General features: G+C 71.2%; 28 protein-coding genes and 1 tRNA gene. 12 read left to right on the top strand and 17 right to left on the bottom strand.

All coding sequences use genetic code 11. The features are described 5' to 3' along the window. Window positions 1-361 precede the first annotated feature (361 nt). Window positions 362-1,159, bottom strand: coding sequence for a glycerophosphodiester phosphodiesterase family protein (locus tag JAN01S_RS06475; RefSeq protein ID WP_068315452.1), 798 nt, complete (start codon window positions 1,157-1,159; stop codon window positions 362-364). Window positions 1,160-1,381: 222 nt separating this feature from the next. On the opposite strand from JAN01S_RS06475, the gene JAN01S_RS06480 reads away from it, so the two are divergent. Further along, the gene (locus JAN01S_RS06480) at window positions 1,382-1,840 is read left to right on the top strand and encodes a phage holin family protein (RefSeq protein WP_068315455.1); all 459 of its coding nucleotides are present in this window, start codon (window positions 1,382-1,384) and stop codon (window positions 1,838-1,840) included. Further along, a complete protein-coding gene (locus tag JAN01S_RS06485) occupies window positions 1,837-2,748 on the top strand; it encodes an alpha/beta fold hydrolase (protein ID WP_280513180.1) in 912 nt (303 codons plus the stop codon). The genes JAN01S_RS06480 and JAN01S_RS06485 overlap by 4 nt, the downstream gene beginning before the upstream one ends. On the opposite strand, the gene JAN01S_RS06490 is transcribed toward JAN01S_RS06485, so the two are convergent. Next, entirely contained in the window at window positions 2,711-3,397 is a 687-nt protein-coding gene (locus tag JAN01S_RS06490; RefSeq protein WP_084360072.1) for an NUDIX hydrolase, read from the bottom strand. The two genes, JAN01S_RS06485 and JAN01S_RS06490, sit on opposite strands and share 38 nt — an antisense overlap. Continuing rightward, a complete protein-coding gene (gene nth / locus JAN01S_RS06495) occupies window positions 3,394-4,077 on the bottom strand; it encodes an endonuclease III (protein ID WP_084360073.1) in 684 nt (227 codons plus the stop codon). Before nth ends, JAN01S_RS06490 begins: the two co-directional genes overlap by 4 nt. 105 nt (window positions 4,078-4,182) lie before the next feature. On the opposite strand from nth, the gene JAN01S_RS06500 reads away from it, so the two are divergent. Further along, window positions 4,183-4,860 carry a Crp/Fnr family transcriptional regulator gene (locus tag JAN01S_RS06500; protein WP_068315465.1) on the top strand — a complete coding sequence of 226 codons (678 nt, stop codon included), beginning with the start codon at window positions 4,183-4,185 and terminating at the stop codon, window positions 4,858-4,860. Window positions 4,861-4,966: 106 nt separating this feature from the next. Here the strand turns inward: JAN01S_RS06500 and JAN01S_RS06505 are convergent, their stop codons facing one another. Genes JAN01S_RS06505 through sp36 form a run of 4 tightly spaced genes read right to left on the bottom strand, consistent with a single transcriptional unit; the run spans window position 4,967 to window position 7,234 of the window. Beyond that, a complete protein-coding gene (locus tag JAN01S_RS06505; protein ID WP_068315469.1) occupies window positions 4,967-5,782 on the bottom strand; it encodes an MBL fold metallo-hydrolase in 816 nt (271 codons plus the stop codon). Beyond that, window positions 5,779-6,615, bottom strand: a complete 837-nt coding sequence (locus JAN01S_RS06510; protein ID WP_169797176.1) for an NUDIX hydrolase — start codon at window positions 6,613-6,615, stop codon at window positions 5,779-5,781. Before JAN01S_RS06510 ends, JAN01S_RS06505 begins: the two co-directional genes overlap by 4 nt. After that, a complete protein-coding gene (locus JAN01S_RS06515; protein WP_068315473.1) occupies window positions 6,615-7,079 on the bottom strand; it encodes a RidA family protein in 465 nt (154 codons plus the stop codon). The genes JAN01S_RS06510 and JAN01S_RS06515 overlap by 1 nt, the downstream gene beginning before the upstream one ends. Further along, window positions 7,079-7,234 carry a Sp36 family protein gene (gene sp36, locus JAN01S_RS16845; RefSeq protein WP_007926759.1) on the bottom strand — a complete coding sequence of 52 codons (156 nt, stop codon included), beginning with the start codon at window positions 7,232-7,234 and terminating at the stop codon, window positions 7,079-7,081. The genes JAN01S_RS06515 and sp36 overlap by 1 nt, the downstream gene beginning before the upstream one ends. A 29-nt stretch (window positions 7,235-7,263) precedes the next feature. Here sp36 and bagA point away from each other — a divergent pair, with 29 nt between their 5' ends. From bagA to JAN01S_RS06530, 3 genes are all read left to right on the top strand, one after another. Continuing rightward, window positions 7,264-8,259, top strand: coding sequence for an ATPase BagA (gene bagA / locus JAN01S_RS06520; RefSeq protein WP_068315477.1), 996 nt, complete (start codon window positions 7,264-7,266; stop codon window positions 8,257-8,259). Further along, complete coding sequence (gene bagB, locus JAN01S_RS06525; RefSeq protein ID WP_068315480.1) at window positions 8,259-9,413, top strand: ArsA family ATPase; 1,155 nt, start codon at window positions 8,259-8,261, stop codon at window positions 9,411-9,413. The genes bagA and bagB overlap by 1 nt, the downstream gene beginning before the upstream one ends. A 77-nt stretch (window positions 9,414-9,490) precedes the next feature. Beyond that, window positions 9,491-12,040 (top strand): transglycosylase domain-containing protein, encoded by a 2,550-nt coding sequence (locus JAN01S_RS06530; protein WP_084360074.1) that lies wholly within the window; start codon window positions 9,491-9,493, stop codon window positions 12,038-12,040. 6 nt (window positions 12,041-12,046) lie between these two features. On the opposite strand, the gene JAN01S_RS06535 is transcribed toward JAN01S_RS06530, so the two are convergent. Then, window positions 12,047-12,505, bottom strand: coding sequence for a GatB/YqeY domain-containing protein (locus JAN01S_RS06535; protein WP_068315486.1), 459 nt, complete (start codon window positions 12,503-12,505; stop codon window positions 12,047-12,049). A gap of 56 nt (window positions 12,506-12,561) precedes the next feature. Between JAN01S_RS06535 and JAN01S_RS06540 the strand changes: the two genes are divergently transcribed. After that, the gene (locus tag JAN01S_RS06540) at window positions 12,562-13,503 is read left to right on the top strand and encodes a metallophosphoesterase (RefSeq protein WP_068315489.1); all 942 of its coding nucleotides are present in this window, start codon (window positions 12,562-12,564) and stop codon (window positions 13,501-13,503) included. On the opposite strand, the gene JAN01S_RS16850 is transcribed toward JAN01S_RS06540, so the two are convergent. Further along, window positions 13,469-14,032: a hypothetical protein gene (locus JAN01S_RS16850; protein ID WP_157075634.1), complete on the bottom strand. Its 564-nt coding sequence runs from the start codon at window positions 14,030-14,032 to the stop codon at window positions 13,469-13,471. The two genes, JAN01S_RS06540 and JAN01S_RS16850, sit on opposite strands and share 35 nt — an antisense overlap. 82 nt (window positions 14,033-14,114) lie before the next feature. Here JAN01S_RS16850 and JAN01S_RS06555 point away from each other — a divergent pair. From JAN01S_RS06555 to JAN01S_RS06575, 5 genes are all read left to right on the top strand, one after another. After that, window positions 14,115-14,188 (top strand) — tRNA-Pro (locus JAN01S_RS06555). A gap of 120 nt (window positions 14,189-14,308) precedes the next feature. Beyond that, window positions 14,309-14,734 (top strand): VOC family protein, encoded by a 426-nt coding sequence (locus JAN01S_RS06560; RefSeq protein WP_068315499.1) that lies wholly within the window; start codon window positions 14,309-14,311, stop codon window positions 14,732-14,734. 3 nt (window positions 14,735-14,737) lie between these two features. Then, window positions 14,738-15,373 carry a GntR family transcriptional regulator gene (locus JAN01S_RS06565; RefSeq protein ID WP_068315502.1) on the top strand — a complete coding sequence of 212 codons (636 nt, stop codon included), beginning with the start codon at window positions 14,738-14,740 and terminating at the stop codon, window positions 15,371-15,373. A gap of 14 nt (window positions 15,374-15,387) precedes the next feature. Continuing rightward, on the top strand, window positions 15,388-15,753 hold the full coding sequence (locus JAN01S_RS06570; RefSeq protein ID WP_068315505.1) for a YchJ family protein: 366 nt from the start codon (window positions 15,388-15,390) through the stop codon (window positions 15,751-15,753). Continuing rightward, window positions 15,750-16,487: an enoyl-CoA hydratase-related protein gene (locus JAN01S_RS06575; RefSeq protein WP_068315508.1), complete on the top strand. Its 738-nt coding sequence runs from the start codon at window positions 15,750-15,752 to the stop codon at window positions 16,485-16,487. Before JAN01S_RS06570 ends, JAN01S_RS06575 begins: the two co-directional genes overlap by 4 nt. Before the next feature lies 1 nt (window position 16,488). On the opposite strand, the gene JAN01S_RS06580 is transcribed toward JAN01S_RS06575, so the two are convergent. From JAN01S_RS06580 to JAN01S_RS06615, 8 genes are all read right to left on the bottom strand, one after another. Then, complete coding sequence (locus JAN01S_RS06580; protein ID WP_068315511.1) at window positions 16,489-17,694, bottom strand: pyrophosphate--fructose-6-phosphate 1-phosphotransferase; 1,206 nt, start codon at window positions 17,692-17,694, stop codon at window positions 16,489-16,491. Continuing rightward, complete coding sequence (locus tag JAN01S_RS06585) at window positions 17,691-18,599, bottom strand: LytR C-terminal domain-containing protein (RefSeq protein ID WP_068315513.1); 909 nt, start codon at window positions 18,597-18,599, stop codon at window positions 17,691-17,693. The genes JAN01S_RS06580 and JAN01S_RS06585 overlap by 4 nt, the downstream gene beginning before the upstream one ends. Window positions 18,600-18,885: 286 nt before the next feature. Then, window positions 18,886-19,920: an Asd/ArgC dimerization domain-containing protein gene (locus tag JAN01S_RS06590; protein ID WP_068315517.1), complete on the bottom strand. Its 1,035-nt coding sequence runs from the start codon at window positions 19,918-19,920 to the stop codon at window positions 18,886-18,888. Between the two features lie 41 nt (window positions 19,921-19,961). Beyond that, window positions 19,962-21,236, bottom strand: a complete 1,275-nt coding sequence (locus tag JAN01S_RS06595; protein ID WP_068315608.1) for an aspartate kinase — start codon at window positions 21,234-21,236, stop codon at window positions 19,962-19,964. Between the two features lie 161 nt (window positions 21,237-21,397). Then, entirely contained in the window at window positions 21,398-21,952 is a 555-nt protein-coding gene (locus JAN01S_RS06600) for a DUF5063 domain-containing protein (RefSeq protein WP_068315518.1), read from the bottom strand. Further along, window positions 21,945-22,544, bottom strand: coding sequence for a recombination mediator RecR (gene recR, locus JAN01S_RS06605; protein ID WP_068315519.1), 600 nt, complete (start codon window positions 22,542-22,544; stop codon window positions 21,945-21,947). The genes JAN01S_RS06600 and recR overlap by 8 nt, the downstream gene beginning before the upstream one ends. A gap of 45 nt (window positions 22,545-22,589) precedes the next feature. Beyond that, complete coding sequence (locus JAN01S_RS06610; RefSeq protein WP_068315522.1) at window positions 22,590-24,800, bottom strand: DNA polymerase III subunit gamma and tau; 2,211 nt, start codon at window positions 24,798-24,800, stop codon at window positions 22,590-22,592. A gap of 109 nt (window positions 24,801-24,909) precedes the next feature. Further along, complete coding sequence (locus JAN01S_RS06615; RefSeq protein ID WP_068315524.1) at window positions 24,910-25,473, bottom strand: NADPH-dependent FMN reductase; 564 nt, start codon at window positions 25,471-25,473, stop codon at window positions 24,910-24,912. Between the last annotated feature and the right edge of the window lie 64 nt (window positions 25,474-25,537).

Consider the following 25,537-nt stretch of genomic DNA (forward strand, 5'->3'; position numbering starts at 1 on the left):
CTTACCGCTGTCCATGCTTGGGCGTCAATTCCGTGATGCGCTCTTGGAGCGGCCGGATGTTGATCGCGCTTGGATCTTCAGCGGTGGCCCATCGTATCAGCGAGGCTGTGCGGTTCCAAATCCCGTTTCCGTCCTGCTGGGCAGTGCGGTGCGGACTGATCTGGATCAGGGCTGTCAACTCGTGGGACCGGCCTGCCTGGGGCGGCTTCGAGAGCCACCGCTTGGTGTCCGTTCCTCCCTCTCGGGCTGACGTCGAGAACATTAGATCACCAGATGTCGCAACACCAAATCGCCTGTCACCGGCGGCTGCCCGGACCCTCCACCGGGGCGGCTCGACGACCCGGCCGCGAGCCTGCGGCGGCTACCCGACAGGCGTCGGGTGGGGCGTGGCGGAGCCGCGCATCGGCTCCCAGATCCCGCGGCTGATCATCACCGAGCGCAGCCGGTCCGGGCGGTCGGTGATGATGCCGTCCACCCCCATGTCGAGCAGCTCGTGCATCAGGACCGGGTCATCCACGGTCCACACGACGACGCGGACCCCGAGTCGGTGGGCGCGGCGCACGAGGGACGGTGAGTGGATCGGCAGACGCCCGAGCTGGATCGGGACGTGCGCGAAGCGGCCCCGGACCACGGAGGCCGGCGGCTGCACTCCCGCCTTCGCCGCGGAGATCAGCGCGACGAGCGAGCGCCACCCGAGCGCGGTGCGCACGTGGGGTGACTGCGAGGCGAGCAGCTGGAGCCAGCCATCCCAGGCACCGGCGACACAGACCCGCTCCGCATAGTCGCGTCGCTGCAGCAGCCGCGCCATGGGGGCGATCGCCGCACGGTCCTTCAGGTCCACGGTGAAGCACGCGTCGGGGAAGGAGATCAGTGCCTCCTCGAGCGTCGGGATCGGCTCGGTCCCACCGACGCGGACATTGCGCTCGAGGTCCGCGAGGGTCCGCTCCCCCAGCCGACCCGTCCCGGTCGTGCACCGGTCGAGGTACTCGTCGTGGAAGCAGACGAGGTGACCGTCGGAGGTGAGCTTGATGTCGCTCTCGAGGTAGCGCAGGCCCAACGCGGTCGACATCCCGAACGCCGCGAGCGTGTTCTCGGGGGCCAGCTCGGCGCCACCGCGGTGCGCGATGGCCAGAGGCGTGGTCTCCTCGCCGTAGCTCATGTCTCGATGGTGACCCCTCCGACGGGCCCACTTGGCCAGAAACGGCCGGTTCCGAGCAAGGTTCACCGGAACTTCGACCGGGCGTCGTCCCCCCTTCGCCGGGTATGTCGTGACCGCCGCATCACGCCGGCGTACCCGCAGTCGACCGGACTCGTGGGTAGGCTGGCGACGAGAACGCACGCCACCCCCGGTGGCCGATGTCACCGAGCGACCAGGAGCAGCATGAGCAACGATCACGCCCGCACCGCCAGCACCGACCCCGCCACCCGGCGCCTCGTCGGTCAGCCCGCTCCGGGCGAGGCCGAGCGCACGGTCGGTCAGTTGGTCTCCGACGCCACGCACGACATCTCGGCCCTCGTCCAGAGCGAGATCCAGCTCGCCAAGGCGGAGGTCACCAAGGGCCTGTCCTTCGGCGGCAAGGGCGCGGGCCTGCTCGGCGGCGCCGCCTTCGTCGGACTGCTCGGTCTCATCTTCCTCTTCCACACCCTCGCCCAGGTCATCGCGATCTGGCTGCCGGTGTGGGCGGGCTACCTGATCGTCACCGTGCTCCTCTTCCTCATCGCGGCGGTCGCCGGCCTGCTCGGCCTCAAGGCGCTGAAGAAGGCCAAGGAGAACACCGTCCCGCAGAAGGCGATCAGCAACGCCAAGGAGACGGTCGCCGCCATCAAGCCGGGCAGCTGAACCCGCCCGACGCCGCGGCCGCCCTCGTCGAGGGCCCGTGGGAGCACCGATTCGTCTCGGCCAACGGGGCCCGGTTCCACGTCACCACGACGGGGACCGGGCCCGTCGTCGTCTTCGTGCACGGGTACCCCCAGTTCTGGTGGAGCTGGCGTGACCAGCTGCCGGCCGTTGCGGCCGCCGGCTACCGCGCCGTCGCCGTGGATCTGCGAGGCTTCGGCGCCAGCGACAAGCCGCCGACGGGGTACGACGCCCCCACTGCGTGCGACGACCTCGCGGCGATCGTGCGCAGCCTCGGTGCCGAGCGGGTGGTCTTCGTCGGCCTGGGGCTCGGTGCCACCTTCGTGTGGAGCATGCCGACCCACCACCCCTCGGTGACCGCAGCGGTCGCGCCGATCGGCATGCCGCACCCCGCGGTCTTCCACCACTCGATGTGGCGTCACCCCGTGCAGTGGCGGGCCAACCGCTACCTGCGGGCGATGCAGGCTCCCTTCGCCTCGGAGCGACAGCCTCCGAGCGTCGCGCGACGGCTCGCCGCGTGGTCGGGCCCGGACCATGGCTGGATGACCGATGAGGTCGTCGACCGGTACACGGAGGCGATGTCCTTCCCCTTCGCCGGCGTGGCCGCGGCCGAGTACCACCGGTGGTTCTACCGGTGTCGGCTCACCCCGACCGGCCTGAGGTACCTGCAACGGGTCAAGACACCGATCGAGGTGCCCGTGCTGCACCTGCACGGCTCGGCCGACCCGACGTCGCTGCCGACGATGGCTGCCGAGTGCGAGCGGCACGTCTCGGGACCGTTGACGGTGCGCACCGTGCCGGAGGTCGGCGCCTTCGTCCCCGAGGAGGCTCCCGAGGAGACGACCCGCGAGCTCATCGACTGGTTGGCCGTCGTCCACCCGAGCGCATGACGTACTGGCGCACGAAGCGCCACGGCAGGCGACGCCGCACACCTTCGTCCCACGGCTGGGTCAGGCCGGCCGCGTCGAGCAGCACGGTGAGCAGCTGCGCCGTGAAGCCCCACACGAAGAGGTCGGCCACCTCGAAGCCCGGCCCGACGTAGCCGCTCGGCCCCTTGACCATGAACCGGTTGGCGGGATCGACGAGGTCGGCGACGGGGATCCGCTCGACCCGCGCCACCTCGCCGGGGTCGACGACCCGCAGAGGTCCCGGGTCACGCCACCAGCCGAGGACGGGGGTGACCGCGTTCTCGCTCGGACCCAGCCAGAGGTCGGGGAAGGACCCGATGACGTCGACGCCCACCGGCTCGACGCCGACCTCCTCCCAGGTCTCGCGCAGCGCCGCGTCGACGGGCGTCTCCCCCGGGTCGAGCTTGCCCCCGGGGAAGGAGACCTGGCTCGCGTGGCTGCGCAGGCTGCCGGAGCGCTCGGTGAGGACGATGTCGTGCCCGCGCTCGCCCTCGGCGACGAGCATGAGGACCGCCGAGCGGCGTGGCGGGTCACTCGGTGGGGCGAACTGCGTGAACCACCCGGGCAGGTCCGCGCGCAGCGCGTCCTCCGCCTCGAGCAACCACGACGGCGGGACGGAGGGAGCGGTCACTGCTCCCCCTTCGTCGTGATCGCCTCGGGTGCCAGCTCGTACTTGAGGAGCTTGGCCGCCTTGTCCGGATCGGTCTCGCCGATGCCGTACGAGGGGCACCACTTGGTGACGGGGCAGGCCCCGCACGCCGGACGACGGGCGTGGCAGGTGCGCCGCCCGTGGAAGATCAGGACGTGGCTGAGCATGGTCCAGTCCTTGCGCGGGATGAGCTCACCGACGGCGTGCTCGACCTTGACCGGGTCCTCCTCGTCCGTCCAACCCATGCGACGGGCCAGCCGGCCGAAGTGGGTGTCCACGGTGATCCCGGGGATGCCGAAGGCATTGCCGAGGACGACGTTGGCGGTCTTGCGGCCGACACCCGGCAGCTTGACGAGGTCCTGCAGCCGGGGCGGCACCTCGCCCGCATGCTGCTCGACGATCGCCGCGCCGAGCTTGAGGACGGAGTTGGTCTTGGCCCGGTAGAAGCCGGTGGGACGCAGCACCTCCTCCATCTCGGTGCGGTCGGCGCTCGCCAGGTCGGCGGCCGTGGGCCAGCGGGCGAAGAGGGCCGGCGTCACCCTGTTGACCGTCACGTCGGTGGTCTGCGCGGACAGGACCGTGGCGACGAGCAGCTGCAGCGGGGTGTCGAAGTCGAGCTCGCAGTGCGCGTACGGGTAGCGCTCGTGGAGGGTGCGGTACATCCTCCGCGCACGACGGGTCAGGGCCAGATCGGACTCCTCGCGCACGACAGACACCCTCGTAGCCTAGGCCCCCGCTCGGACAGGTCCCGTGGCACACTGCCCTCTGTGAACCTCGATGTCGTACGCCGCGCCCCGCTCTTCGCGACCCTTGACGACGCCGACGCCGCAGAGGTGATGGCGACGATGACCCCCGTGCGCATGGAGCGCGGGGACGTCCTCTTCAACGAGGGGGACCAGGGCGACCGGCTCTATGTCATCACCGAGGGCAAGATCAAGCTCGGCCGCTCCTCCAGCGACGGCCGGGAGAACCTGCTCGCCATCCTCGGCCCGTCCGAGATGCTCGGTGAGCTCAGCCTCTTCGACCCGGGCCCCCGCACGGCCACCGCGACCGCTGTCGCCGAGACCCAGCTCATCGGTCTGGGCAACGAGCAGCTGACCCAGCTGCTCGGCGCCCACCCGCGCATCGCCGGCACCCTCCTCGCGGCCCTGGCCCGTCGCCTGCGCCGCACCAACGAAAACCTGGCCGACCTCGTCTTCACCGACGTCCCCGGTCGCGTCGCCAAGGCGCTGCTCGAGCTGAGCCAGCGCTTCGGCCGCCCCGTCGAGGACGGCGTCATGGTCGCCCACGACCTCACCCAGGAGGAGCTGGCCCAGCTCGTCGGCGCCTCCCGCGAGACGGTCAACAAGGCCCTGGCCGACTTCGCCTCGCGCGGCTGGCTGCGCCTCGAGGCCCGGGCGGTCCTGCTGACCGACGTCGAGCGCCTCCAGCGCCGCGCCCGCTGATCCAGACCGACCACAGAACCGCGCATTTCCCCGGGGAGATGCGCGGTTCTGTCGTCCCGGGCGTGCATTCGCCCGGGCGGATGCGCGGTGGAGGACGAAGGGGGCGTCAGCCCGCCTGCTCGAGGTAGCGCATCTGCGCGAGCACGGACAGCTTCGCCGCGGGCCAGACCGAGCGGTCGACGTCGGCGTAGACCGTGGCCACCACCGCGTCGGCGTCGAGCGCGCCGTCGGCCATCGCGGCGCGCACCTGCTCGAGGCGCTCCCGCCGGTGCACCCGGTAGAAGTCGACCATGGCGGCGGCATCGGGCACGGTCGGTCCGTGGCCGGGCAGGATCATCGCGACCTCACCGCCTCCGGTCAGTGCCTTGATCCGCTCGAGTGAGTCCAGGTAGGCCTCGAGCTCCCCGTCGGGGTGGGCGACCATCGTCGTCCCGCGGCCGAGGACCGTGTCGCCGGTGAGCAGCGCGTGGTCGGCCGCGAGCGCGAAGGAGACCGAGTCGGAGGTGTGGCCGGGCGTCGCGACGACCCGGACCTCGAGGCCGGACGCGGTGAGGACGTCGCCGTCGGTCAGGTCGTCGTGGCCGCGCCCGACCGCCCGGACCGGGGCGCCGGTGAGCTCGACGAGACGGGGCACCCCTTCGTCGTGGTCGCGGTGGCCGTGGGTGACGACGATCTGCGCCACCCGGGCGCCGATCGCGGTGACGTGGTCGACGACCCGCTGCTGGTGGGCGGCCTCGTCCTCGCCGGGGTCGATGACGATCGCCTCGGTGCCGCCGGGCGCCATGAGCACCCACGTGTTGGTGCCGTCGAGCGTCATCGGGCCGGGGTTGCCCTGCAGCAGGCAGTGGGCGTGATCGGTCACCTGACCGCCGACCCACTGGCCGAAGGGAGCAGAAGGCTCGGGTGCCACCGCGCCGGTCACGGCAGCTCCGCCCGCATCGCCGGGCCGGCGTCGGTCTGCACGAGGTGCGGCATGACCGCCGCGATCGGGAGGTCCTGGTCAAGTGCGGCCCGCACCGTGGTGACCTCGGCGAGCTGCTCGAGGCAGACGAGCGTCGGTGGCATGAGCATCAGGTCTCCGTCCTCGAAGGCGGCGACCGCCGCCGACGGCCGCAGCCACTCGGAGTGGTCGGCCTCGGTGGTCTCGCCGTCGGGGTCCTGGCCTTCCGGGACGGCGGCCACGAAGAAGTACGTGTCGTAGCGGCGCGGTTCGACCTCGGGGGTGATCCAGTGCGCCCGGTAGCGCAGCAGGTCGCTGCGCAGGACGAGGTGGTGCTCCAGGAGGACCTGACCGAAGCCGATCTCGTGGGCGACGAGCCGCCGACGGAGGTCGGCGGCGACCTCTGCGGCGAGGTGCGGGGTGCCGGCGTCCGCGTCATCGGCCGGGGAGGCCAGCAGGACGCCGGTCTCCTCGAAGATCTCGCGGACCGCGGCCGCGACGAGCATCCGCGCGCCGGCCTCGTCGGTGCCGAGGATCTCGGCCCACTCCTCGACGGCCGGTCCCGCCCAGGGCAGCTCGTCCTCGGCGTCGCGCCGGTCGACGCCTCCACCCGGGAAGACGTGCATCGAGGGAGCGAAGGCCATCGAGGAGACCCGGCGCAGCATGAAGACCTCGAGAGGGCCCTCGTCGTCGCGCACGAGCATGACGGTGGCGGCCGGCTTCGTGGGCGCCGGGGTGGCCTGCTCCGGCCGGTCACCGTCGAGGCCGAGCAGGGCCTCGCGCACCGAGCCGAGCAGGAAGTCGCGCTGGGCCATCAGGACCGGACCCGGACCGTGACCTCCACCTCGACGGGCGCGCCGAGAGGCAGCGCGGCGACGCCGACCGCGGAGCGGGCGTGCTCACCGGCGCTGCCGAAGACCTCGCCGAGCAGCTCGCTCGCGCCGTTGATGACACCGGGCTGGCCGGTGAAGTCGGGGGCGCTGGCGACGAAGCCGACGACCTTGACGACCTGCTCGACCCGGTCGAGGTCACCGATCGCGGAGCGGATGGCGGCGAGCGCGTTGATCGCGCAGACCCGGGCCAGCTCCTTGGCCTGCTCCGGGTCGACCTCGGCGCCCACGTGGCCGGTGGCCGGCAGCGCACCGTCGACGAGCGGCAGCTGGCCGGAGGTGAGCACGTGGTCACCGTCGACGATCGCGGGGACGTAGGCGCCGGCCGGAGCGGCGGGCTCCGTCAGGGTGATGGACAGCTCGGCGAGGCGCTCGTCGATGCGACCCATCAGGCGGCCTTGGGTCGCTTGAGGTAGGCCACGAGGTTGCCCCCGTCGCCCTGCAGGACCTGCACGAGCTCCCAGCCGTCCTCGCCCCACTGGTCGAGGATCTGCTTGGTCGCGTGGACGATGAGCGGAACGGTCACGTACTCCCACTGGGTCATGTCGGCACCCTACTCGTAGGCTGGCAGTCGTGACCGGCCCCTCCGACTCCCCCGTCCGGCTCCACGTCGTCACCGGCAAGGGCGGCACCGGCAAGACGACGGTCGCCACTGCCATGGCGCTTGCCCTGGCCGCGCGCGGCCAGCGTGTCCTGCTCGCCGAGGTCGAAGGGAGACAGGGCCTGGCCCAGGTCCTCGACGTGGCCCCGTTGGGCACCGAGGAGCGCCTCCTCGTGACCGACCCGTCGGGTGGCGAGGTGGTCGGCCTGTCCGTCGACGCCAAGACCGCGCTGCTGGAGTACCTGCAGAAGTTCTACAAGCTCGGCCGCGCCGGCTCCGTCCTGGAAAAGGTGGGCGCCGTCGACTTCGCGACGACGATCGCCCCGGGCGTGCGCGACGTCCTGCTCATCGGTCGCGTCTACGAGGCGGTCGGTCGGGTGACGAAGGGGGCGAAGCGCCGCCCCGTCTTCGACTCCGTCGTCCTCGACGCACCTCCGACCGGCCGGATCGGCCGGTTCCTCAACGTCAACTCCGAGGTCTCGGAAGTCGCCCGGGTCGGGCCGGTGCGCAACCAGGCCGACTCGATCACCCGACTGCTGCGCAGCCCCGCGACCGTCGTCCACCTCGTCACGCTGCTCGAGGAGATGCCCGTGCAGGAGACCCTGGACGCGATCGACGAGCTGGGCTCACTCCCCCTTCGGGTGGGGTCGGTCATCGCCAACGGCGTGCGCCGCCCCGTGGTGCCCGAGGAGCACGCCGCGGCGGTCGCCGCGCAGGACCCCGCCGTCGCCGAGTCCCTCGAGGAGGCCCTCACGGCCATCGGCGTGAGGACCGGGCCGGCGCTCGTCGGCGGCCTGCTGCAGGAGGGTGCCGACCACGTGGAGCGCGCCCGCCTGCAGGCCGAGCAGCACCACGTGCTGGACCAGCTCGACGTCCCGGTCCGGGTGCTGCCCCACCTGAGCGACGGCGTGGAGTCCGGGGAGCTGCGGCTGCTCGCGGACGAGCTCGCCGAGCAGGCGGGTCTGTGATGGCGACCGACCAGGGCCCCGTGCTCGACCTCGACACCGTCATCGACGACCCGGAGCGGCGCATCGTCGTCTGCTGCGGCTCCGGAGGCGTCGGCAAGACGACCACGGCCGCGGCACTCGCGCTGCGCGCCGCCGAGCGGGGACGGCGCGTCGTCGTCCTGACGATCGACCCGGCGCGGCGCCTGGCGCAGTCGCTCGGGCTCGAGGAGCTGGACAACACGCCGCGTCCCGTCGCCGGCATCGACCCGGCCTCCGGCGGCTCGCTCGACGCGATGATGCTCGACATGAAGCGCACCTTCGACGAGGTCGTCGAGGCGCACGCCTCCCCCGACAAGGCCGCGCAGATCCTCGCCAACCCCTTCTACATCGCCGTGTCGAGCTCCTTCGCCGGGACGCAGGAGTACATGGCGATGGAAAAGCTGGGACAGCTGCGCGGACAGATGGACGATGGCTCCCGCGACTGGGACCTCGTCATCGTCGACACGCCCCCGTCGCGCTCGGCCCTGGACTTCCTCGACGCGCCCCAGCGGCTCGGCTCCTTCCTCGACGGCCGCTTCATCCGCCTGCTCACCGCCCCGGCGAAGGTGGGCGGTCGGGCCTCCCTCAAGGTCTTCAGCGCCGGCGTCTCGCTCGCCAGCGGCATCATGACCAAGCTGCTCGGCGGGGAGTTCCTGCGCGACGTGCAGACCTTCGTCGCGGCGATGGACACGATGTTCGGCGGCTTCCGGCAGCGCGCCGACCAGACCTATGCCCTGCTCTCCCGGCCCGAGACCTCCTTCGTCGTCGTCGCCGCACCCGAGCGGGACGCCATGCGCGAGGCCGGCTACTTCATCGAGCGCTTGGCGAGCGACCGGATGCCCCTGGCCGGCGTCCTCGTCAACCGGGTCCACGTCGCCGCGGCCAAGCAGATGGGCGCCGGGCGGGCCGAGGACGCGGCCGCGCAGCTCGACGAGCTGGGCGGTCATGAGCTGGCGGCGTCGTTGCTGCGGGTGCACGCCGAGGTCGCCGAGACCGCGGCCAGGCACCGAGGGGTCGTCACCCGATTTCGCACCTCCCACCCGGGCGTCCCGCTGGGGACGGTGCCCGCGCACGCCGTCGACATCCACGACCTCGAGGGTCTGCGCCGGATCGGTGAGGCGCTCACCGGCCGCTGAGGACGTGGCCGGCGCGGTCCCGGCACCCCCGCGCGCGTCGCGGGCCGTGCTCAGGAAGCGCCGTTACCCTGTTGAGCATGTCTGACTCTCGGATGCCGCACCTCCTCCGACTGCTCGGCGCCTTCTTGGCCGTGTCCGTCGGGATCGGACTCGTGGGGGCCGGTGTCGTCATCCCGTTCGCGGGAGCGACCGGCGGGGCTGCGAAGTCCACCGCCACCGGGTTCAACGAGCTGGACGACGAGTTCACCGCCAACCCCCTGGCCCAGCAGTCGAAGATCTACTCGGCCGACGGCAAGCTGCTGGCGACCCCGTACGACGCCAACCGGATCGTCGTGCCCTTGAGCAAGATCTCGCCGTGGATGCGCAAGGCGCAGCTGGCGATCGAGGACAGCCGCTTCTACGAGCACGGCGGCATCGACGTCCGCGGCACGATGCGGGCGCTCGTCTCCAACGCCTCGAGCGGTCAGACCCAGGGTGGCTCGTCGATCACCCAGCAGTACGTCAAGCTCATGCTCCAGGAAAAGGCGCTGCGCAACGACGACCAGGAGGCGGCCAAGGCTGCGGTCGAGGTCTCCTACTCGCGCAAGCTGCAGGAGCTGAAGTACGCGCTCAACGTCGAGAAGACGCACACCAAGGACCAGATCCTCAACGGCTACCTCAACCTCGCCTTCTACGGTGACCAGGCCTACGGCGTCGAGGCGGCTGCCAAGCACTTCTTCAGCAAGAGCGCCAAGGACCTGACCATCGCGGAGTCAGCGGCTCTCGCGGGCGTCGTGCAGTCGCCCAGCGTGCTCAACATGCGCACCAACCCCGAGGCCGTCCAGGAGCGACGCGACGTCGTCATCAACCGCATGCAGCAGCTGGGCATGATCGACGCCGAGCAGGCCGAGAAGGCCAAGGCCAAGGACGTCGAGGACATGCTCAAGATCAAGCAGAACGAGGGCGGCACCTGCTCCAAGGCCGTCGACCCCTACTTCTGCAACTACGTCATCCAGTACCTGCGCCAGATGCCGGAGCTCGGGCCCGACCCGGACGCCCGCATGCAGGCGGTCAACACCGGTGGATTCACCATCAAGACCACGCTGCGTCGTGACTGGCAGAAGGAGCTCAAGGAGGAGCTGACCGACCGGGTCCCGCAGGGCACCGAGCGCTTCGGCAGCGCCGCCGCGATGATCGAGCCGGGCACCGGCAAGGTGCGCGCGATCGCGCAGACCTCGAAGTACAAGGTGGGCCTGAAGAAGGCGACGACCTCCTACTCCGAGCAGGCATGGACCGTCCCGGCCCAGTACGGCGGCACCAACGGCTTTGCCATCGGCTCGACGGCCAAGATGTTCGCGATCGTCGCCGCCCTGGAGAAGGGCATGCCGATGGACGCCACCGTCCAGACGCCTCCGGGGAGTCAGGCGACCTTCATGCCGAAGGACTTCGACCAGAAGTGCACCACCGCCTTCCCGTGGGAGGTCTCCAACGCCGAGAACGGCGCGGGCGGGACGATGACGCTGGCGCAGGCCACGAAGATGTCGGTCAACACCGTCTTCGCCCAGCTCGCCTCCGAGATGGGGTCCTGCCGGATCCCCAAGGTGATGGCGAAGATGGGCCTGAGCGACGGGTACGGGCTGCCCTACGGCCTGAACTACAACGACGGCAAGAAGGTCAAGGACGACTACGCGGTGTCCAACCTCGTCCTCGGCTCGGACTCGTCGACGCCGCTGCAGCTCGCATCGGCCTACGCGACCTTGGCTGCGGAGGGCAAGTACTGCCCGCCCAACCCCATCGAGTCGATCACGACGGCCAAGGGCAAGAAGATGAAGATCAAGCCCCCGCCGTGCAAGCAGGTCGTCGACAAGGGCATCGCGCGCGGCGCCACCGACCTGCTCACCAACACGATGGAGCCGGGCGGCACCGCGGCCGCGATGGTGCTCGACGACGGCCGCCAGGCTGCCGCCAAGACGGGTACCACCGACAACAACAAGCAGTCCTGGTTCGCCGGGTTCACCCCCCAGCTCGCGACCGCCGTGTGGGTCGGCTCGCCGATCCGTGAGTACGAGATGACCGGTGTCAACATCGGCGGCCAGTACTACGGCAAGGTCTACGGCGGCACGATCGCCGGTCCGATCTGGGAGGCGATCATGAACAAGGCCTCCGAGGACATGCCGAAGAAGAAGTTCAAGAAGCCCGGCGACAAGGTCGTCAACGGCGACATGCGCAAGATCCCTGACGTCGCCGGCATGGGCCCGACCCAGGCCGAGGAAAAGCTGAAGAAGGCCGGTTTCAAGGCCAAGGTCGGCGACCAGGTCAACAGCCACGCGCAGCCCGGCGCGGTCGCCTACACGCAGCCGCAGGGCAGGGCCCTCAAGGGCACGACGGTGACGATGTACATCTCCAACGGTGTGCCGCCGTACACCCCGCCGCCCCCGCCCACCTCGACCTACACGCCCCCGCCGCCGGTCACGACCACCCAGCAGCCGCGACCGACGTCCACGAGCTCGTCCTCGAGGTCGACGTCGAAGTCCTCCACCTCGTCGTCCAGGCCGAGGTCGACGTCCAGGACGTCCGACAAGCCGAAGACGACCACGCCCAAGCCGAAGCGGACGACGCGCCCGAGCAGTGACGGCGGGGACGACTGAGCCGGCTCAGCCGGCCAGGCGCGCCTTGACCTTGGCCGCGACGGCACCGCCGTCGGCTCGGCCGGCGACCTCCGCCTGCGCGACCTGCATGACCTGACCCATCTGGGCCATCGAGGTGGCTCCGACCTGCTCGACGGCACGGTCCACGATGGCGGTGAGCTCCTCGTCACCGAGCTGCTCGGGCAGGTAGGTCTCGAGGACGGCGAGCTCGGCCTCCTCACGCTCGGCGAGCTCGGGGCGCCCGGCGTCGCGGTACGCGGTGGCCGACTCCTTGCGCTTCTTGGCCTCCTTGGCCAGGACCTTGAGCGTCTCGTCGTCACTGAGCTCACGGGCGGACGTCCCAGAGACCTCCGCGGTGCTGATGGCGGTGAGCGCCATGCGCAGCGTGGCGACCGTGACCTGCTCGCGGGCGCGCATGGCCGCGTGCAGGTCGTGCTGGAGGGTGGTCTTCAGGGAGTCGCTCATGCACCGATTGTCGCAGCGTCTCCCCGCTGCGTCGTCCACTTTGCGAGGATGGGCCCGTGACCGCTCCCCCAACCGCCCGCTCCCTCGCCGGCGGCATCGCCGCGGCCGGGATCGGTGCCCTCGCGTGGGGCACTCTCGTCGAGCCGCGCCTGTTCGCCCTTCGTCGGTACACGGTGCCGGTGCTGCCGGCGGGATCCCTCCCGGTCCGGGTGCTGCAGGTGAGCGACATCCACATGGTCCCCGGCCAGCGCGCCAAGGCGGAGTGGATCCGCGACCTGGCCTCCCTCGAGCCGGACCTCGTCGTCAACACGGGCGACAACCTCAGCCACCTGCAGGCCGTGCCGGTGGCCCTCGACGCGCTCGGGCCGCTGCTGGAGCGGCCGGGCGTCTTCGTCATGGGGTCCAACGACTACTACGCCCCCACGCCGAAGAACCCGGCGCGCTACCTCACCAAGGACTACGCCAAGGTCGTCGCCGAGCGCGTCCACCTGCCGACCGACGAGCTGCGGGAGGGGATGACCTCCCGGGGGTGGATCGACCTCGACAACGCCCGCACGAGCCTCGACGTCGGCGGGCAGCGACTCGACCTCGTCGGCGTCGACGACCCGCACATCGGCCGCGACGACTACGCGAGCGTCAGCGGGCCGGCGAGCGCGGGAACAACGACGATCGGCGTCGCCCACGCGCCCTACCAGCGGGTGCTCGACGCGATGACCGGCGATGGCGCGCGCCTCGTCATCGCCGGTCACACCCACGGTGGCCAGCTGTGCGTCCCGGGCGTGGGCGCACTCGTCACAAACTGCGACCTGGACCGCAAGCGGGCGAAGGGGGTCTCCCGCTGGTGGCCGGGGGCCGGCACCTCCGCGCCGGCCCCGCAGGACCCCGCATGGCTGCACGTCTCCGCCGGGTTGGGCGCCTCGCGCTACGCTCCGGTGCGCTTCGCCTGCCGCCCCGAGGCCACTCTCATGACACTCGTCTCCGAGGAGCTGAACCGATGAAGCCACGCGACATCGTCTTCCTGACCGCTGCGACGCTCTTCGCCGGCAGTGCCTCGGCATGGGCGGTGGCCAGCTCGACGCCACCGGTGGACCTGCCGCCGGCGCCGACGCTCTCGACGAGCTCGTCGTCATCGACGTCCTCCTCCTCGACGTCGTCCAAGAGCAGGACCTCGAGCACCTCGAGCAGCTTCTCCTCCAGCAGTGCCTCGTCGACCGACTCGGAGACGATGGAGGAGCCGACCGAGACGTCGACGACGCCGGAGTGGACCCCGCCGGAGACGAGCAGCACCCCCGAGTGGACCCCGGAGCCAACCACCACCCAGCAGTGGACGCCGGAGCCAACCACCACCCAGCAGTGGACGCCGGAGCCGACCGCGACGTGGACGCCCGAGCCCACCCAGACCTGGACCCCACCGCCGCCGCAGGACACCGCGACGGACCCCGTCGTCCCCTTGCCGGAGGAGACGACCCAGGGCACCGACCCGCTGTCGGAGACCTCGACACCGCTGGGCGAAGGGGGCCCGGCCACCGTGGAGTAGCCCCGATTGTTGCTCGGCAGGGCGACTGGGTTATCCTTCCTTGTCGCTGCCTGATGCAGGTGGTGAGCACCTCGGGGTGTGGCGCAGCTTGGTAGCGCGCTTCGTTCGGGACGAAGAGGCCGCAGGTTCAAATCCTGTCACCCCGACCCGCCGAAACCGGCTCTGGTCCAACGGATCAGGGCCGGTTTTGTCGTTCCTGGACATCTCTCACTTGTATACAAGTCGTGGTGTTGCATACATTGGGTCACCGCTACCGAGGAGGACCCATGACCGACCGCCCCTGCTTCCACCTGGCCATCCCCGTCGACGACATCGCCGCGGCGCGCGAGTTCTACGGAGGTGTGCTCGGTCTGAGCGAGGGCCGCTCGGACACCCTGTGGGTCGACTGGAACTTCTACGGGCACCAGGTCGTCACCCACCAGACCGCCGCCGGTTCCCCCGGCCCGGCCGGCCACAACCCGGTCGACGACCACCAGGTGCCGGTCCCCCACTTCGGCGCCGTCCTGTCCTACGACGACTTCCACGACCTCGCCGGCAAGATGCAGGCCGCGGGCGCCGAGTTCGTGATCGAGCCCTACCTGCGCTTCGAGGGCCAGCCGGGCGAGCAGTGGACGATGTTCTTCCTCGACCCCGCCGGCAACGCCATGGAGTTCAAGGCCTTCGCCGACGAGTCGATGATCTTCGCCAAGTAACCGGTGACGACCTCCCCTTCGCCCTCGACCAAGGCCGGCCGTCTCCACGCCGACCTGCGGGACGCGATCCTCTCCGGGCGCCTGGCGCCCGGGGACCCGGTCGACGAGGCCACCACCGCCGCCGAGCACGGCGTCTCGCGCACCCCGGTGCGTGAGGCGCTGCGCGCGTTGACGAGCGAGGGCCTGCTCGTGCCCGGCCCGCGCCGGCAGCTGCGGGTCGTCGACGTCTCGCCCGAGCACCGACGGGAGGTGACCTCCCTTCGCATTGCCTTGGAGGGCACCGGCGCCCGCCGAGCCAGTGAGGTGCGCACGGACGACGACCTCGAGCGGCTCCGCGCACTCGTCGACCGCCAACGACGCCAGGCGACGGGGGACGACGCCGCCGCCTTCCTCGCCGCGGACGAGGACTTCCACCGCGCGCTCGCCGAGGTCGCGGGCATGCCGACGCTCCTGCTGCTGCTCGACCAGCTGGGCGCCTTCGTCCGGCTCGCCCGCCTCGGCGAAGCCACGCCCCGCCGTCACATGCTCGCCATCACCCGCGAGCACGACGACCTCGTGGACCTGCTGGAGGCCGGCGACGGCCAGGCGCTCGCGGACGCCCTGGCCGCGCACATCGGGAGCACCGCACCGCGCGACTGACCTACCCTGCAGGCATGAGCGACGACCCCTGCCCCTGCGGATCCGGGCTGCCGTACGCACAGTGCTGCGGTCCGCTGCTCTCGATGGAGCGCCAGGCCGCCACGGCCGAGGAGCTCATGCGCAGCCGCTACACCGCGCACGTCTACGTCAACGCGGAGCACCTGTGGCGCACGTGGGACGGGCGCACACGGCCCAAGCAGGTCCAGCTCGACGACACCCGCTGGCTGGGGCTGGAGATCCGCGAGGTGGTCGACGGGGGCGTCGACGACGCGACCGGCGTCGTCGACTTCGTCGCCCGGTACGAAGGGGGCGAGCTCGCCGAGCGCAGTGAGTTCACCCGCCGCGGTGGCCGCTGGTTCTACACGAAGGAGATCCGATGACCGAGGTCCGCTACGACGTCGCCGACGGGATCGCGACGATCACGCTCGACGCGCCCGACCGCCGCAACGCCCTGTCGGTCGAGATGTCCCGCGAGCTCATCGACGCCACCCGCACCGCGGAGACCGATGCCTCGGTGGGCGCGGTCATCGTCACCGGCGGGCAGCACTTCTGTGCCGGGGCGGTCCGCTCGGTCCTGGCCGAGACCGGCAAGGACCCGGTCGAGGACACCGCCTACCGCAACCTCGAGACGGTCTACTCCGCCTTCACCACGATCGGGTCGATCGACCTGCCGACCATCGCCGCCGTGCGCGGCGCCGCGGTCGGCGCGGGCCTGAACCTCGCCCTCGCCACCGACCTGCGCATCGTCTCCCGCACCGCCCGCCTGCTGCCCGGCTTCGCCCAGATCGGCATTCACCCGGGAGGTGGGCACCTCCACCTGCTCCACCGGGTGGCTGGCCGAGAGGTCACCGCAGCCATGGGCCTCTTCGGTGAGGAGGTGTCCGGCGAGCGCGCCGTCGAGCTCGGGATCGCCTGGTCCGCCCACGACGACGCCGAGGTCGAGGGTGCCGCGCGCGCGGTGGCCGCCCGGGCGGCCACCGACCCGGACCTGGCGCGTCGCCTGGTGCGCAGCTTCCGCCGCGAGACCGCCCCCGGCGGCCTGGCCTGGGACGCGGCCGTCGAGGTCGAGCACTCCCCCCAGATGTGGTCGCTGCGCCGCAAGCACGGCGCCTGACTCAGCCGCGCGGCTGGCCGATGTCCTCGAGCAGCTCGACGAACCAGTCGACGCCCGGGTCGAAGGCCCCACCGCCGGCGATGCGGTCGAACTCGATGACGCGCAGCTCGTCGCCGCGCTCCGTGTCCTGGCCGACGACACCGGAGCGGCCGTCGAGGGCTGCGGCCACGGCGAGCTCGGTGCAGCGGGCGATGAGGTCGAGGTCCTCGGCGTTCGGGGCGGCGGAGCGGGCGAAGTAGCCCGACTTCCACACCTTCGACTTCTCCGCGCCCACGCGCTCGGCGACGTCCGACGCGAGACGCTCCCCGGGGTCGAGGTCGTCGAGGCGCACGTGGCCGAAGGCGTCGCGCGGCACGTCCTGCCCGGCGGCCTCCATCGCGGCGACGATCTCGTCGACGCCTGCCCCCTCGGCAACGAAGACGTTGACGCACCCGAACTCATCCATGACGGCGGCCAGGCGCCGCCCTTCGCCGTCGAGGTCGATGGCGAGCTCCGGCACGTACACGGCGTGCACGTCCCACCGTCGCCGGTCGTTGCCGATGCCGGGGACGAACTCGCGGGTCGCCAGGTCGGCCCGGTAGCGCCGCGCGGTCTCGGCGGTCAGCCATCCGCTGTGCCGACCCATGACCTCGTGGACCACGAGCATGCGCGGATTGGACGAGTGCTCGCCGATGACGTTGCGGGCGAAGAGCGCGCCCTGCTCGGCCGCGGTCCAGGCGCCGAGGCTCTGCCGGATGGGGACGATGTCGTTGTCGATCGTCTTGGGCAGACCGACGACCCGCATCTCGTGGCCGTGCTCGGCCAGGTGCGCGGCGAGGTCCGCCGCGGTCGTGTTGGTGTCGTCGCCGCCGATGGTGTGCAGGACGTCGACGCCGTCCGCGGTGAGCTGGTCCGCGGCGACGCGCAGGGGGTCGGCCCCCTTCGCCACGAGACCACGCGCCTCGAGATCGGCCGCGTTGGTCAGCTTGACCCGGGAGTTGCCGAGCGGCGACCCGCCGAAGTCGTGGAGGCGGGAGGCCCCGGCACGCACCTCGTCGGTGACCTCGATGCTGCGGCCAGCGAGCAGACCGGCGTAGCCGTCGAGGTAGCCGATGATCCGCACGTCGGGCGCGACTCGCGTGTACCGCTCGATGAGTCCGCCGACCGCCGAGGAGAGGCAGGGCGCGATCCCACCCGCGGTGAGGATCGCGACGGTGCGAACGGTCATTTCTCGGCCGCCGTGCAGGGCTTCTGGATTGTCTCCGCCGGGCGCACGTACGGCTTGGCCTCGGGGACGGAGGACGCGGGCTTCAGGCCCTCGTACTTGTTGCCCAGGACGAGCGAGACGGTGGCCCCGGCGCGGTCGTCCTTTTGCAGCTGCACGCCGTCGATCTGCTCGGCGAGGCGCTTGGCGGCGCGCTGCCCGTCGGGACCGAAGCGGATGATCGCCACCTCGTCCTCGAGGAAGCTCATCCGCGGGTCATTGCCCGTCTTGCCGATCTTGAACTTGCGGTCCTTGAGACCGGACGCGGTCTCGGAGGCCAGGCCCTCCTTCCACGTCGTGTTGTACACGTTGACGCGGATCTCGGAGGGGGCGGGCAGCGGCGGGTCCGGCTCGTCGACGAGCTTGTCGAAGCCGTAGCCCAGCACGAGCTGGACATTGGTGCCGGGACGAGCGTCGTTCCAGATCTTGGCGCCGGGGATCTGCTTCTGCAGCAGCAGGGCGTTGTCCAGGCCCTCCGGGCCGTGGTAGATCGTCGCCGCGCCCTTGACGTAGACCGAGCTGTCGGCGTTGCCGACGGACGCGATCTTGAAGTCGCGCAGTCCGAGCTCGCGCGCGACGTCACTGCCGAGCCCGTTGGTGTCGTTGCTGTTGAGCAGCTTGATGTCGAAGGAGTCTCGCGCCGGCGCGGGCGCGGAGACCGGCTGGCAGGTCGCGGTCTCGGTGCCGATGAGGCCCGTGCCGTAGGCGGTCGCGACGGTGGCGGTGCCGAGCAGCAGGCCGGGGAGGGTCACGAAGAGCAGCAGACGACGACGTCGCTGACGTCGGAAGTGCGCGGCAGCCGCGCCCTCGAGTTCATCGAAGCCGACGACGCGGTACGAAACCGGTGCGTCGTCCGAGTGCTCATCCACCTCTTGACCCCTATCGCTCATCTGATCCCGCCCTACCACAAGTGTACGTGGCTCATACATTCACTCTGACCACACCAGTCACACAAGTCACAGGCGCAGATCGTTCCCTGACCGAGACCGTCCCGGCCTCTCACCACTGTTGACGCGTGGAGTGACGGGATGGTTGCGCGGAGGTCACCGACTGGCCACGAGCCCCCCTTCGTCGCCGTGGTCTCGATCACCCGTAGGTCGAAAGGGGTGACGCGCGGGCGTCCCGGCGCCCCGGACGACGCCCGGCAGACCGGAGTCAGGAGGCGGTGAGTTCGTCGCGGACGAGCTCCGCGACGAGGAGCATGGCGCTGGCGCCGCGACGCGTGGTGTCGGCGCTGACGAAGAGGTCGACGTGGTGGCCGGCCCCCTTCGGCTGGCGGATCCGACCGACGAAGCGTGGGTCGATCCCGACCGAGTCGACGGGGGTCGGGACCTCGCCGGTCTGCTCGTCGAGGTGGACGAGCGAGGGCGCGGCGACGCAGGCCTGCCGCACCTTGTCGATCGCGATGGGACGCGCGCACCGGGCGTGCAGGGCCATGGAGTGCGCGAGGACGACCGGCACCTGCACGAGCGTGACGACGACGGGAACGTTCTCCGCGAGGCCGAGGACCTTGCGCACCTCCTCACCCACCGCCAGCTCGGCGGAGGTGAATCCCCCTTCGTCGGCGTTGCCGACCCACGGGATGACGTTGAGGGCCAACGGCGCCGGGAAGGGGGAGGCCACCGGGAGGTCGGAGACCGCGGCCCGTACGTCGCCGGGGTGCTGGCCGATCGTCGCGTCGGAGGCCACGGTGTGCAGCTCCTCGCGCAGCCGTGCCACACCCCGGTCGGACTTGGAGACGGCGGCGATGAGGCCGGTGACGACGAGGTGCTGCAGCTCCCACCCCTGGTGGAGGACGTGCGCGGCGTCGATCAGGCCCCAGGTGACCGGACCCGGCAGGGCGATGATCCCCTTGGGCCGCTGGGCGACGAGCTCGGTGTTGATCCCCGGGACGACGAGCGGCACCTCGGGGTCGGTGCGGTGCGCCGCACTGGCGTCGACGACCACGGCCCCGGCGGCGACCGCCAGGGCCGCCCACTCGGGGGTGATCTCGGGCGAGAGGTTGAACAGGGCGACGTCGACGCCCTCGAAGGAGTCCTCCCGCAGCATCTCGATGGGCTCCTCGCTGCCCCGGACGCTCAGGGTGCGCGTGGTCACTCCCGGCGCGAGCAGCCGGATCTCGCCCCAGACGTCGTCACGCAGGGCGAGCGCCGAGACGATCGCCTCCGCGAAGCGTCCCGTCGCCCCCACCAGGGCCAGCGTGGGCCGGGTGGAGGACGACGGGGCGGGTCTCACCTGCCGGTGCCCGCGTAGACGACCGCCTCGCCGTCCTCGGAGTCCAGTCCGAAGGCGGTGTGCAGGGCTTGGAGAGCATCGTTGAGCTGGTCGGCCCGGGTCACCACGGAGATGCGGATCTCGGAGGTCGAGATCATCTCGATGTTGATGCCGGCGTCGGCGAGCGCACGGAAGAAGGTCGCCGAGACACCGGGGTTGGTCCGCATCCCGGCGCCGACGAGCGAGAGCTTGCCGATCTGGTCGTCGTACTGGATCGACTCGAAGCCGACCTCGTCCTTGGTCCGCATGAGGGCCTCGACCGCCTTCTGGCCGTCGGACATCGGCAGGGTGAAGGAGATGTCGGTGCGGCCGGTGTCGGCCTCCGAGACGTTTTGCACGATCATGTCGATGTTGACCTGTGCCTCGGCGATGGTCGTGAAGATCTGGCCCGCGCGGCCCGGCTCGTCAGGGACGCCGACGATGGTGATCTTGGCCTCGCTGCTGTCGTGGGCGACGCCCGCGATGATCGGTTCTTCCATGCCTTCGGCTCCTTCGGTGTCGGGGGGCAGCACCCACGTGCCTTCCTTCGAGGAGAAGGACGAACGCACGTGGATGGGGATGTCGAAGCGGCGCGCGTACTCGACGCACCGCAGGTGCAGGACCTTGGCGCCACTGGCGGCCAGCTCCAGCATCTCGTCGTGGGAGATGCGGTCCATCTTGTGGGCCTTGGGGACGATGCGGGGGTCCGCGGTGAAGATGCCGTCGACGTCGGTGTAGATCTCGCAGACATCGGCCCCGAGCGCCGCGGCGAGGGCCACGGCGGTGGTGTCGGAGCCACCGCGACCGAGGGTGGTGATCTCCTTGGTGCCCTGGCTGACGCCCTGGAACCCGGCGACGATGACGATGTGCTTCTTGCCCACGGCCTCGGTGATCCGGCCGGGCGTGACGTCGATGATCTTGGCCTTGCCGTGCTCGGTGTCGGTGATGACACCGGCCTGGCTGCCGGTGAAGGACCGCACGCTGTGGCCGAGGTCGGCGATGGCCATGGCGACCAGGGCCATCGACATGCGCTCGCCGGCGGTGAGGAGCATGTCCATCTCGCGGGGCGGCGGGACCGGGCTGACCTGCTCGGCGAGGTCGAGCAGCTCGTCGGTCGTGTCGCCCATGGCGGAGACGACGACACAGACGTCGTGCCCCGCCTTCTTGGTCTCGACGATGCGGTGCGCCACACGCTTGATGCTCTCAGCATCAGCGAGCGACGATCCGCCGTACTTCTGGACAACCAGGCTCAAGGACAGCTCCGTGGATTGGTTCGCGGGTCCGGCCCGGGCGCGGACCGGCACGACCCCACGAGGATAACGACCGGAGCGCGTCGGTCCGAGTCGCGTCCACGGTCGGGGGTCGGTCGAGACCCAGACGTGACCCTTCGGCGAGCGGGAGCGCAGCCGAGGAGTCAGGTGTTGAGCGCGTCGAACTCCGCCTCGCCGACGACCTCCGCGTCGGCGTCCAGGCGCAGGTGTGCGAGCAACGTCTGCAGCACGCGCACGGCCATCGCCGCCCGATCGCCCCAGTCGGCGAGGTAGCTGTACTGCCACCACCAGAGGGCCTCCACACCGCGTCCGGCGTCGTGATGGGCCAGGCCGTGCGCCAGAGCCGAGGCGATGGCGGCCAGGTCATTGCTCAGGGCGCCGCGAGTGGTCTCGACGGAGGTGACCGGGTCGACGACGTCGGCGTAGTCGTCGACGCCCTCGAGCAGCTGGGCCAGACCGACGCGCAGGGGGTCGAGCTCGGTGTCGGGACCCGGGTCCTGCTCGAAGCGCTCCTCGAGGACGACGTCGGCGATGGCCCCGAGGCGGGCGCCGACGAGCTGGATCTGGCTGGTCGTGAGCAGCAGCAGGGGAATCGCGCTCTCGGGGGCGGCCCCGGAGGCGATGTCGGCGACGGTCGCCAGCCAGGTGCGTGCCTCGGCGGCGCACTCGTCGGCGAGCAGGGTGGTCTCGTCAGGCACTGAGCAGCTTCCTCCCCTCGAAGGCCCGCCCGAGCGTGACCTCGTCGGCGTACTCGAGGTCGCCGCCGACCGGCAGCCCGGAGGCGAGGCGGGTGACCTTGATCTCGAAGGGGGAGAGCAGCCGCGCCGTGTAGGACGCGGTCGCCTCGCCCTCGAGGTTGGGGTCGGTGGCGATGATGACCTCGGCGACCGTGCCGTCGGACAGGCGCGACATGAGTTCGGTGAAGCGCAGGTCGTCGGGACCGACGCCGTCCATGGGACTGATCGCTCCGCCGAGGACGTGGTAGCGGCCGCGGAACTCACGGGTCCGCTCGATGGCCACGACGTCCTTGGGCTCCTCGACGACGCAGATGGCGGTGGCGTCGCGGCGGGGGTCGGCGCAGATGCGGCACTGCGGTCCCTCGGCGACGTTGCCGCACGTCTCGCAGAAGGCGACCTTGTCCTTGACCTCGCTGAGCGTCTGGACGAGTCGCTGGACGTCCTGCGGGTCGGCCTGCAGCAGGTGGAAGGCGATCCGCTGGGCACTCTTGGGGCCGACCCCGGGGAGTCGCCCGAGTTCGTCGATCAGGTCCTGGACCACGCCTTCGTACACGCCTCGACCCTACGCCCCGGGACCGTCAGCGCGGGACATCGACCCTCACTCCTCGCGGATGACCGTCCCACCGAGGATGCGCTCGATGACGGCCGGCCCGGCGGCCCCCGCGTCGATGATGTCCTCGTCGTCGTCGCTGACCGAGGAGTCGTCCGGCTCGGCCGGTCGCGTGGGCTCAGGAGGAGCGGCGGGTTCAGGGGCGGGTGCGGTGGCCCAGGCCGGCGCGGACGCCGCGGTCGATGGCGCACTCCCCCAGTCGGATCCGGCGGGTCCGGCCACCGGCGCGGGCACGCCGACGTCGGCCGGCGGAGGTGAGGCGTCCGCCGGTGCCTGCTGGGGCGCTGCCCCACCACTCGTGTCGGGCGCACCCGGTCCTCCGCCGGCGGCGGCACCGGACGTGGGGGCGTCCGGCGCGGGCGCGGACCGGGCCGTCGTGGCCTGTGCGCCGCCTCCGGTGGGGGTGGAGCCGGTGTCGTGCGGCACCCCTTCGACCCGGGCATCGACACCGAGGGTGTCGATGAGCGCCTGGCGCACGACCTCCGCGTGCGACCCGATGCGGAAGGCATTGGCCAGTCCGACCGTGGCGATGCCGAGCACCAGGCGCTGGCCGTCGTAGCTGAGCACCTGCGCGTGCTCCGAGAGGAAGGTCCAGGTCGCGCGGCGCATCTGGTAGATCCGTCCGAGGACGTCCGGCCAGCTGCGGCGCAGCGCCTCGACGTCGATGCCTCCAGCCGTCGTGCCCGTCGGCTGAGGCGCCGATGCACTCTCCGTCGGCTGAGGCGTCGACTCGCTCTCCGTCGGCTGAGGCGTCGCGACCCCCGAGTCGCGCATCTCCCCGGGCAAATGCGCGGGAGCAGGCGCAGAATCGCGCACTTCCCCGGGCGAATGCGCGGGAGTCGGCGCAGAATCGCGCACTTCCCTGGGCGAACGCGCGGCTGCCGGCGCAGATTCGCGCACTTCCCCGGGCGAATGCGCGGGGGCGGGCTCGGGTTGGCTGGGTGGAGCCGCCTGCGGCGTCGGCGCGGGTCGCGGCGGAGCCTGGGACGCCGGCTCGGCCACCGCGCCCGAGGGCACTCCCCCACCCGACGGCACGCCACCGACCTCGAGCCGCCGCTCGATGCGGTCGAGGCGCGCCGCGTAGCCCGACTCGCCTGCCGCAGCCGGCAGCAGGACGCGTGCGGCGATGATCTCGAGCTGGACCCGGGGTGAGGTGGCTCCGGTCATCTCGGTCAGGCCGGCGTTGACGATGTCGGCGGCCCGCGAGAGCGACGCCGGACCGAAGACCGCGGACTGCTGCCTCATCCGGTCGATCTGGTCGCCGGGGACGCCCCGCAGGATCGCCGCCGCGCCGTCCGGTGCCGCCGCGACGACGATGAGATCGCGGAATCGCTCGAGGAGGTCCTCGACGAAGCGCCGCGGGTCCAGCCCGGTCTCGATCACGGAGTCGATGACCTTGAAGACACCCGCGGCGTCACCCGCGCCGAAGGCGGTGACGGCAGCGTCGAGCAGCTCGCCGTCGGTGAACCCGAGCAGCGCGGCCGCGCGCTCGTAGGTCAGCCCCTGCTCGTCGCTGCCGGCCATGAGCTGGTCGAGGACCGACAGCGAGTCACGCACCGAGCCGCCACCCGCACGGACGACGAAGGAGAGCACGCCGGGCTCGACCTGCACGCCCTCTGCCTCGCACAGCTGCGCCATGTAGTCCTGCAGCCGCACCGGGGGGACGAGTCGGAAGGGGTAGTGGTGGGTGCGCGAGCGGATCGTGCCGATGACCTTTTCGGGTTCGGTCGTGGCGAAGATGAACTTCACGTGCTCGGGCGGCTCCTCGACGATCTTGAGCAGCGCGTTGAAGCCCTGCGGCGTCACCATGTGCGCCTCGTCGATGATGTAGATCTTGTAGCGGCTCTGCGCCGGGCCGAAGGAGGCCCGCTCGCGCAGGTCACGGGCGTCGTCGACACCACCGTGGCTCGCCGCGTCGATCTCGATGACGTCGACCGTGCCGGCCCCACCGCGCGCGAGCGCCACGCACGAGTCGCAGCGGCCGCAGGGGGTGGGGGTCGGCCCCTCCTCGCAGTTGAGGCACCGCGCCAGGATGCGCGCACTCGTCGTCTTGCCGCAGCCACGTGGCCCCGAGAAGAGGTAGGCGTGGTTGACCCGACCGGACCGCAGCGCCTGCATCAGCGGATCGGTCACGTGCTCCTGCCCGATGACGTCGGCGAAGGACTCGGGGCGGTAGCGGCGGTACAGCGCGGTGCTCACGGCACGACTCTACGTGCGGCGCACGACAGCAGCCTCCCCCCGAGCCCGCTTGTGCACAACGCAGCGCACCGACGCCGCGTCAGCGGCGCCGGTGCGCTGGAGTCAACGATCAGGGGCGAAGGGAGGAGGTCGCCTCGGTCAGTCGCGTCAGCTGCTTCAGGACATTGCCCAGCTCCTTGACGCGGCGCTCGGCAGGGGCGAAGACCGCTCCGTCCTCCTCGACCTCGAGCATCGTGCTGAACGAGACCTGGCCGCGCGTGACGTGCATCTGCACGTTGGCGAGGATCGTGCGCCAGTGCTCGACGGCCCGCACGCCACCATCGGCGCCGTAGGAGACGAGCGCCACCCCCTTGTGCAGCCACTCCGGGTAGAGGACGTCGAAGGCGTTCTTCAGCGCGGCGGGTACGCCGTGGTTGTACTCCGGCGTGACGAAGACGAACCCGTCGAACTGGTCGATCGTCTCGCTCCACCGGCGAGTCTTGGGATTGTCGTACTGGCGCTTGGCCGCCCCGGGGACGGTCGGCTCGTTGAGCAGGTCCAGGTCGTACTCGGCGAGGTCGACGAGCACGTACTCCGCGTCGTCGCGACCGGCCACCTGCTCCATGACCCAGTCCGCGACCTGGGCGCCGAAGCGGCCGGGTCGGGTGCTGCCGAGGATGATGGCGATCTTCACGAGTCTCCTTGTGTGTCGGGGGCACGCGTCGGGCCCGCCACCGTGGTGGTGACGGGCCCGACGG

Origin of the sequence: Janibacter anophelis NBRC 107843 (genome assembly GCF_001570945.1) — a bacterium.
GTDB lineage: Bacteria > Actinomycetota > Actinomycetes > Actinomycetales > Dermatophilaceae > Janibacter > Janibacter anophelis.

Excerpts from the sequence above, each read along its gene's own strand:
- bagB (WP_068315480.1), top strand. The coding sequence starts at position 8,259 with ATGGCGACCGACCAGGGCCCCGTGCTCGACCTCGACACCGTCATCGAC.
- JAN01S_RS06560 (WP_068315499.1), top strand. The coding sequence starts at position 14,309 with ATGACCGACCGCCCCTGCTTCCACCTGGCCATCCCCGTCGACGACATC.
- JAN01S_RS06480 (WP_068315455.1), top strand. The coding sequence starts at position 1,382 with ATGAGCAACGATCACGCCCGCACCGCCAGCACCGACCCCGCCACCCGG.
- sp36 (WP_007926759.1), bottom strand. The coding sequence starts at position 7,234 with ATGACCCAGTGGGAGTACGTGACCGTTCCGCTCATCGTCCACGCGACC.
- nth (WP_084360073.1), bottom strand. The coding sequence starts at position 4,077 with ATGTACCGCACCCTCCACGAGCGCTACCCGTACGCGCACTGCGAGCTC.
- JAN01S_RS06475 (WP_068315452.1), bottom strand. The coding sequence starts at position 1,159 with ATGAGCTACGGCGAGGAGACCACGCCTCTGGCCATCGCGCACCGCGGT.
- JAN01S_RS06535 (WP_068315486.1), bottom strand. The coding sequence starts at position 12,505 with ATGAGCGACTCCCTGAAGACCACCCTCCAGCACGACCTGCACGCGGCC.
- JAN01S_RS06530 (WP_084360074.1), top strand. The coding sequence starts at position 9,491 with ATGTCTGACTCTCGGATGCCGCACCTCCTCCGACTGCTCGGCGCCTTC.
- JAN01S_RS06580 (WP_068315511.1), bottom strand. The coding sequence starts at position 17,694 with ATGACCGTTCGCACCGTCGCGATCCTCACCGCGGGTGGGATCGCGCCC.
- JAN01S_RS06515 (WP_068315473.1), bottom strand. The coding sequence starts at position 7,079 with ATGGGTCGCATCGACGAGCGCCTCGCCGAGCTGTCCATCACCCTGACG.
- JAN01S_RS06510 (WP_169797176.1), bottom strand. The coding sequence starts at position 6,615 with ATGGCCCAGCGCGACTTCCTGCTCGGCTCGGTGCGCGAGGCCCTGCTC.
- JAN01S_RS06570 (WP_068315505.1), top strand. The coding sequence starts at position 15,388 with ATGAGCGACGACCCCTGCCCCTGCGGATCCGGGCTGCCGTACGCACAG.
- JAN01S_RS06575 (WP_068315508.1), top strand. The coding sequence starts at position 15,750 with ATGACCGAGGTCCGCTACGACGTCGCCGACGGGATCGCGACGATCACG.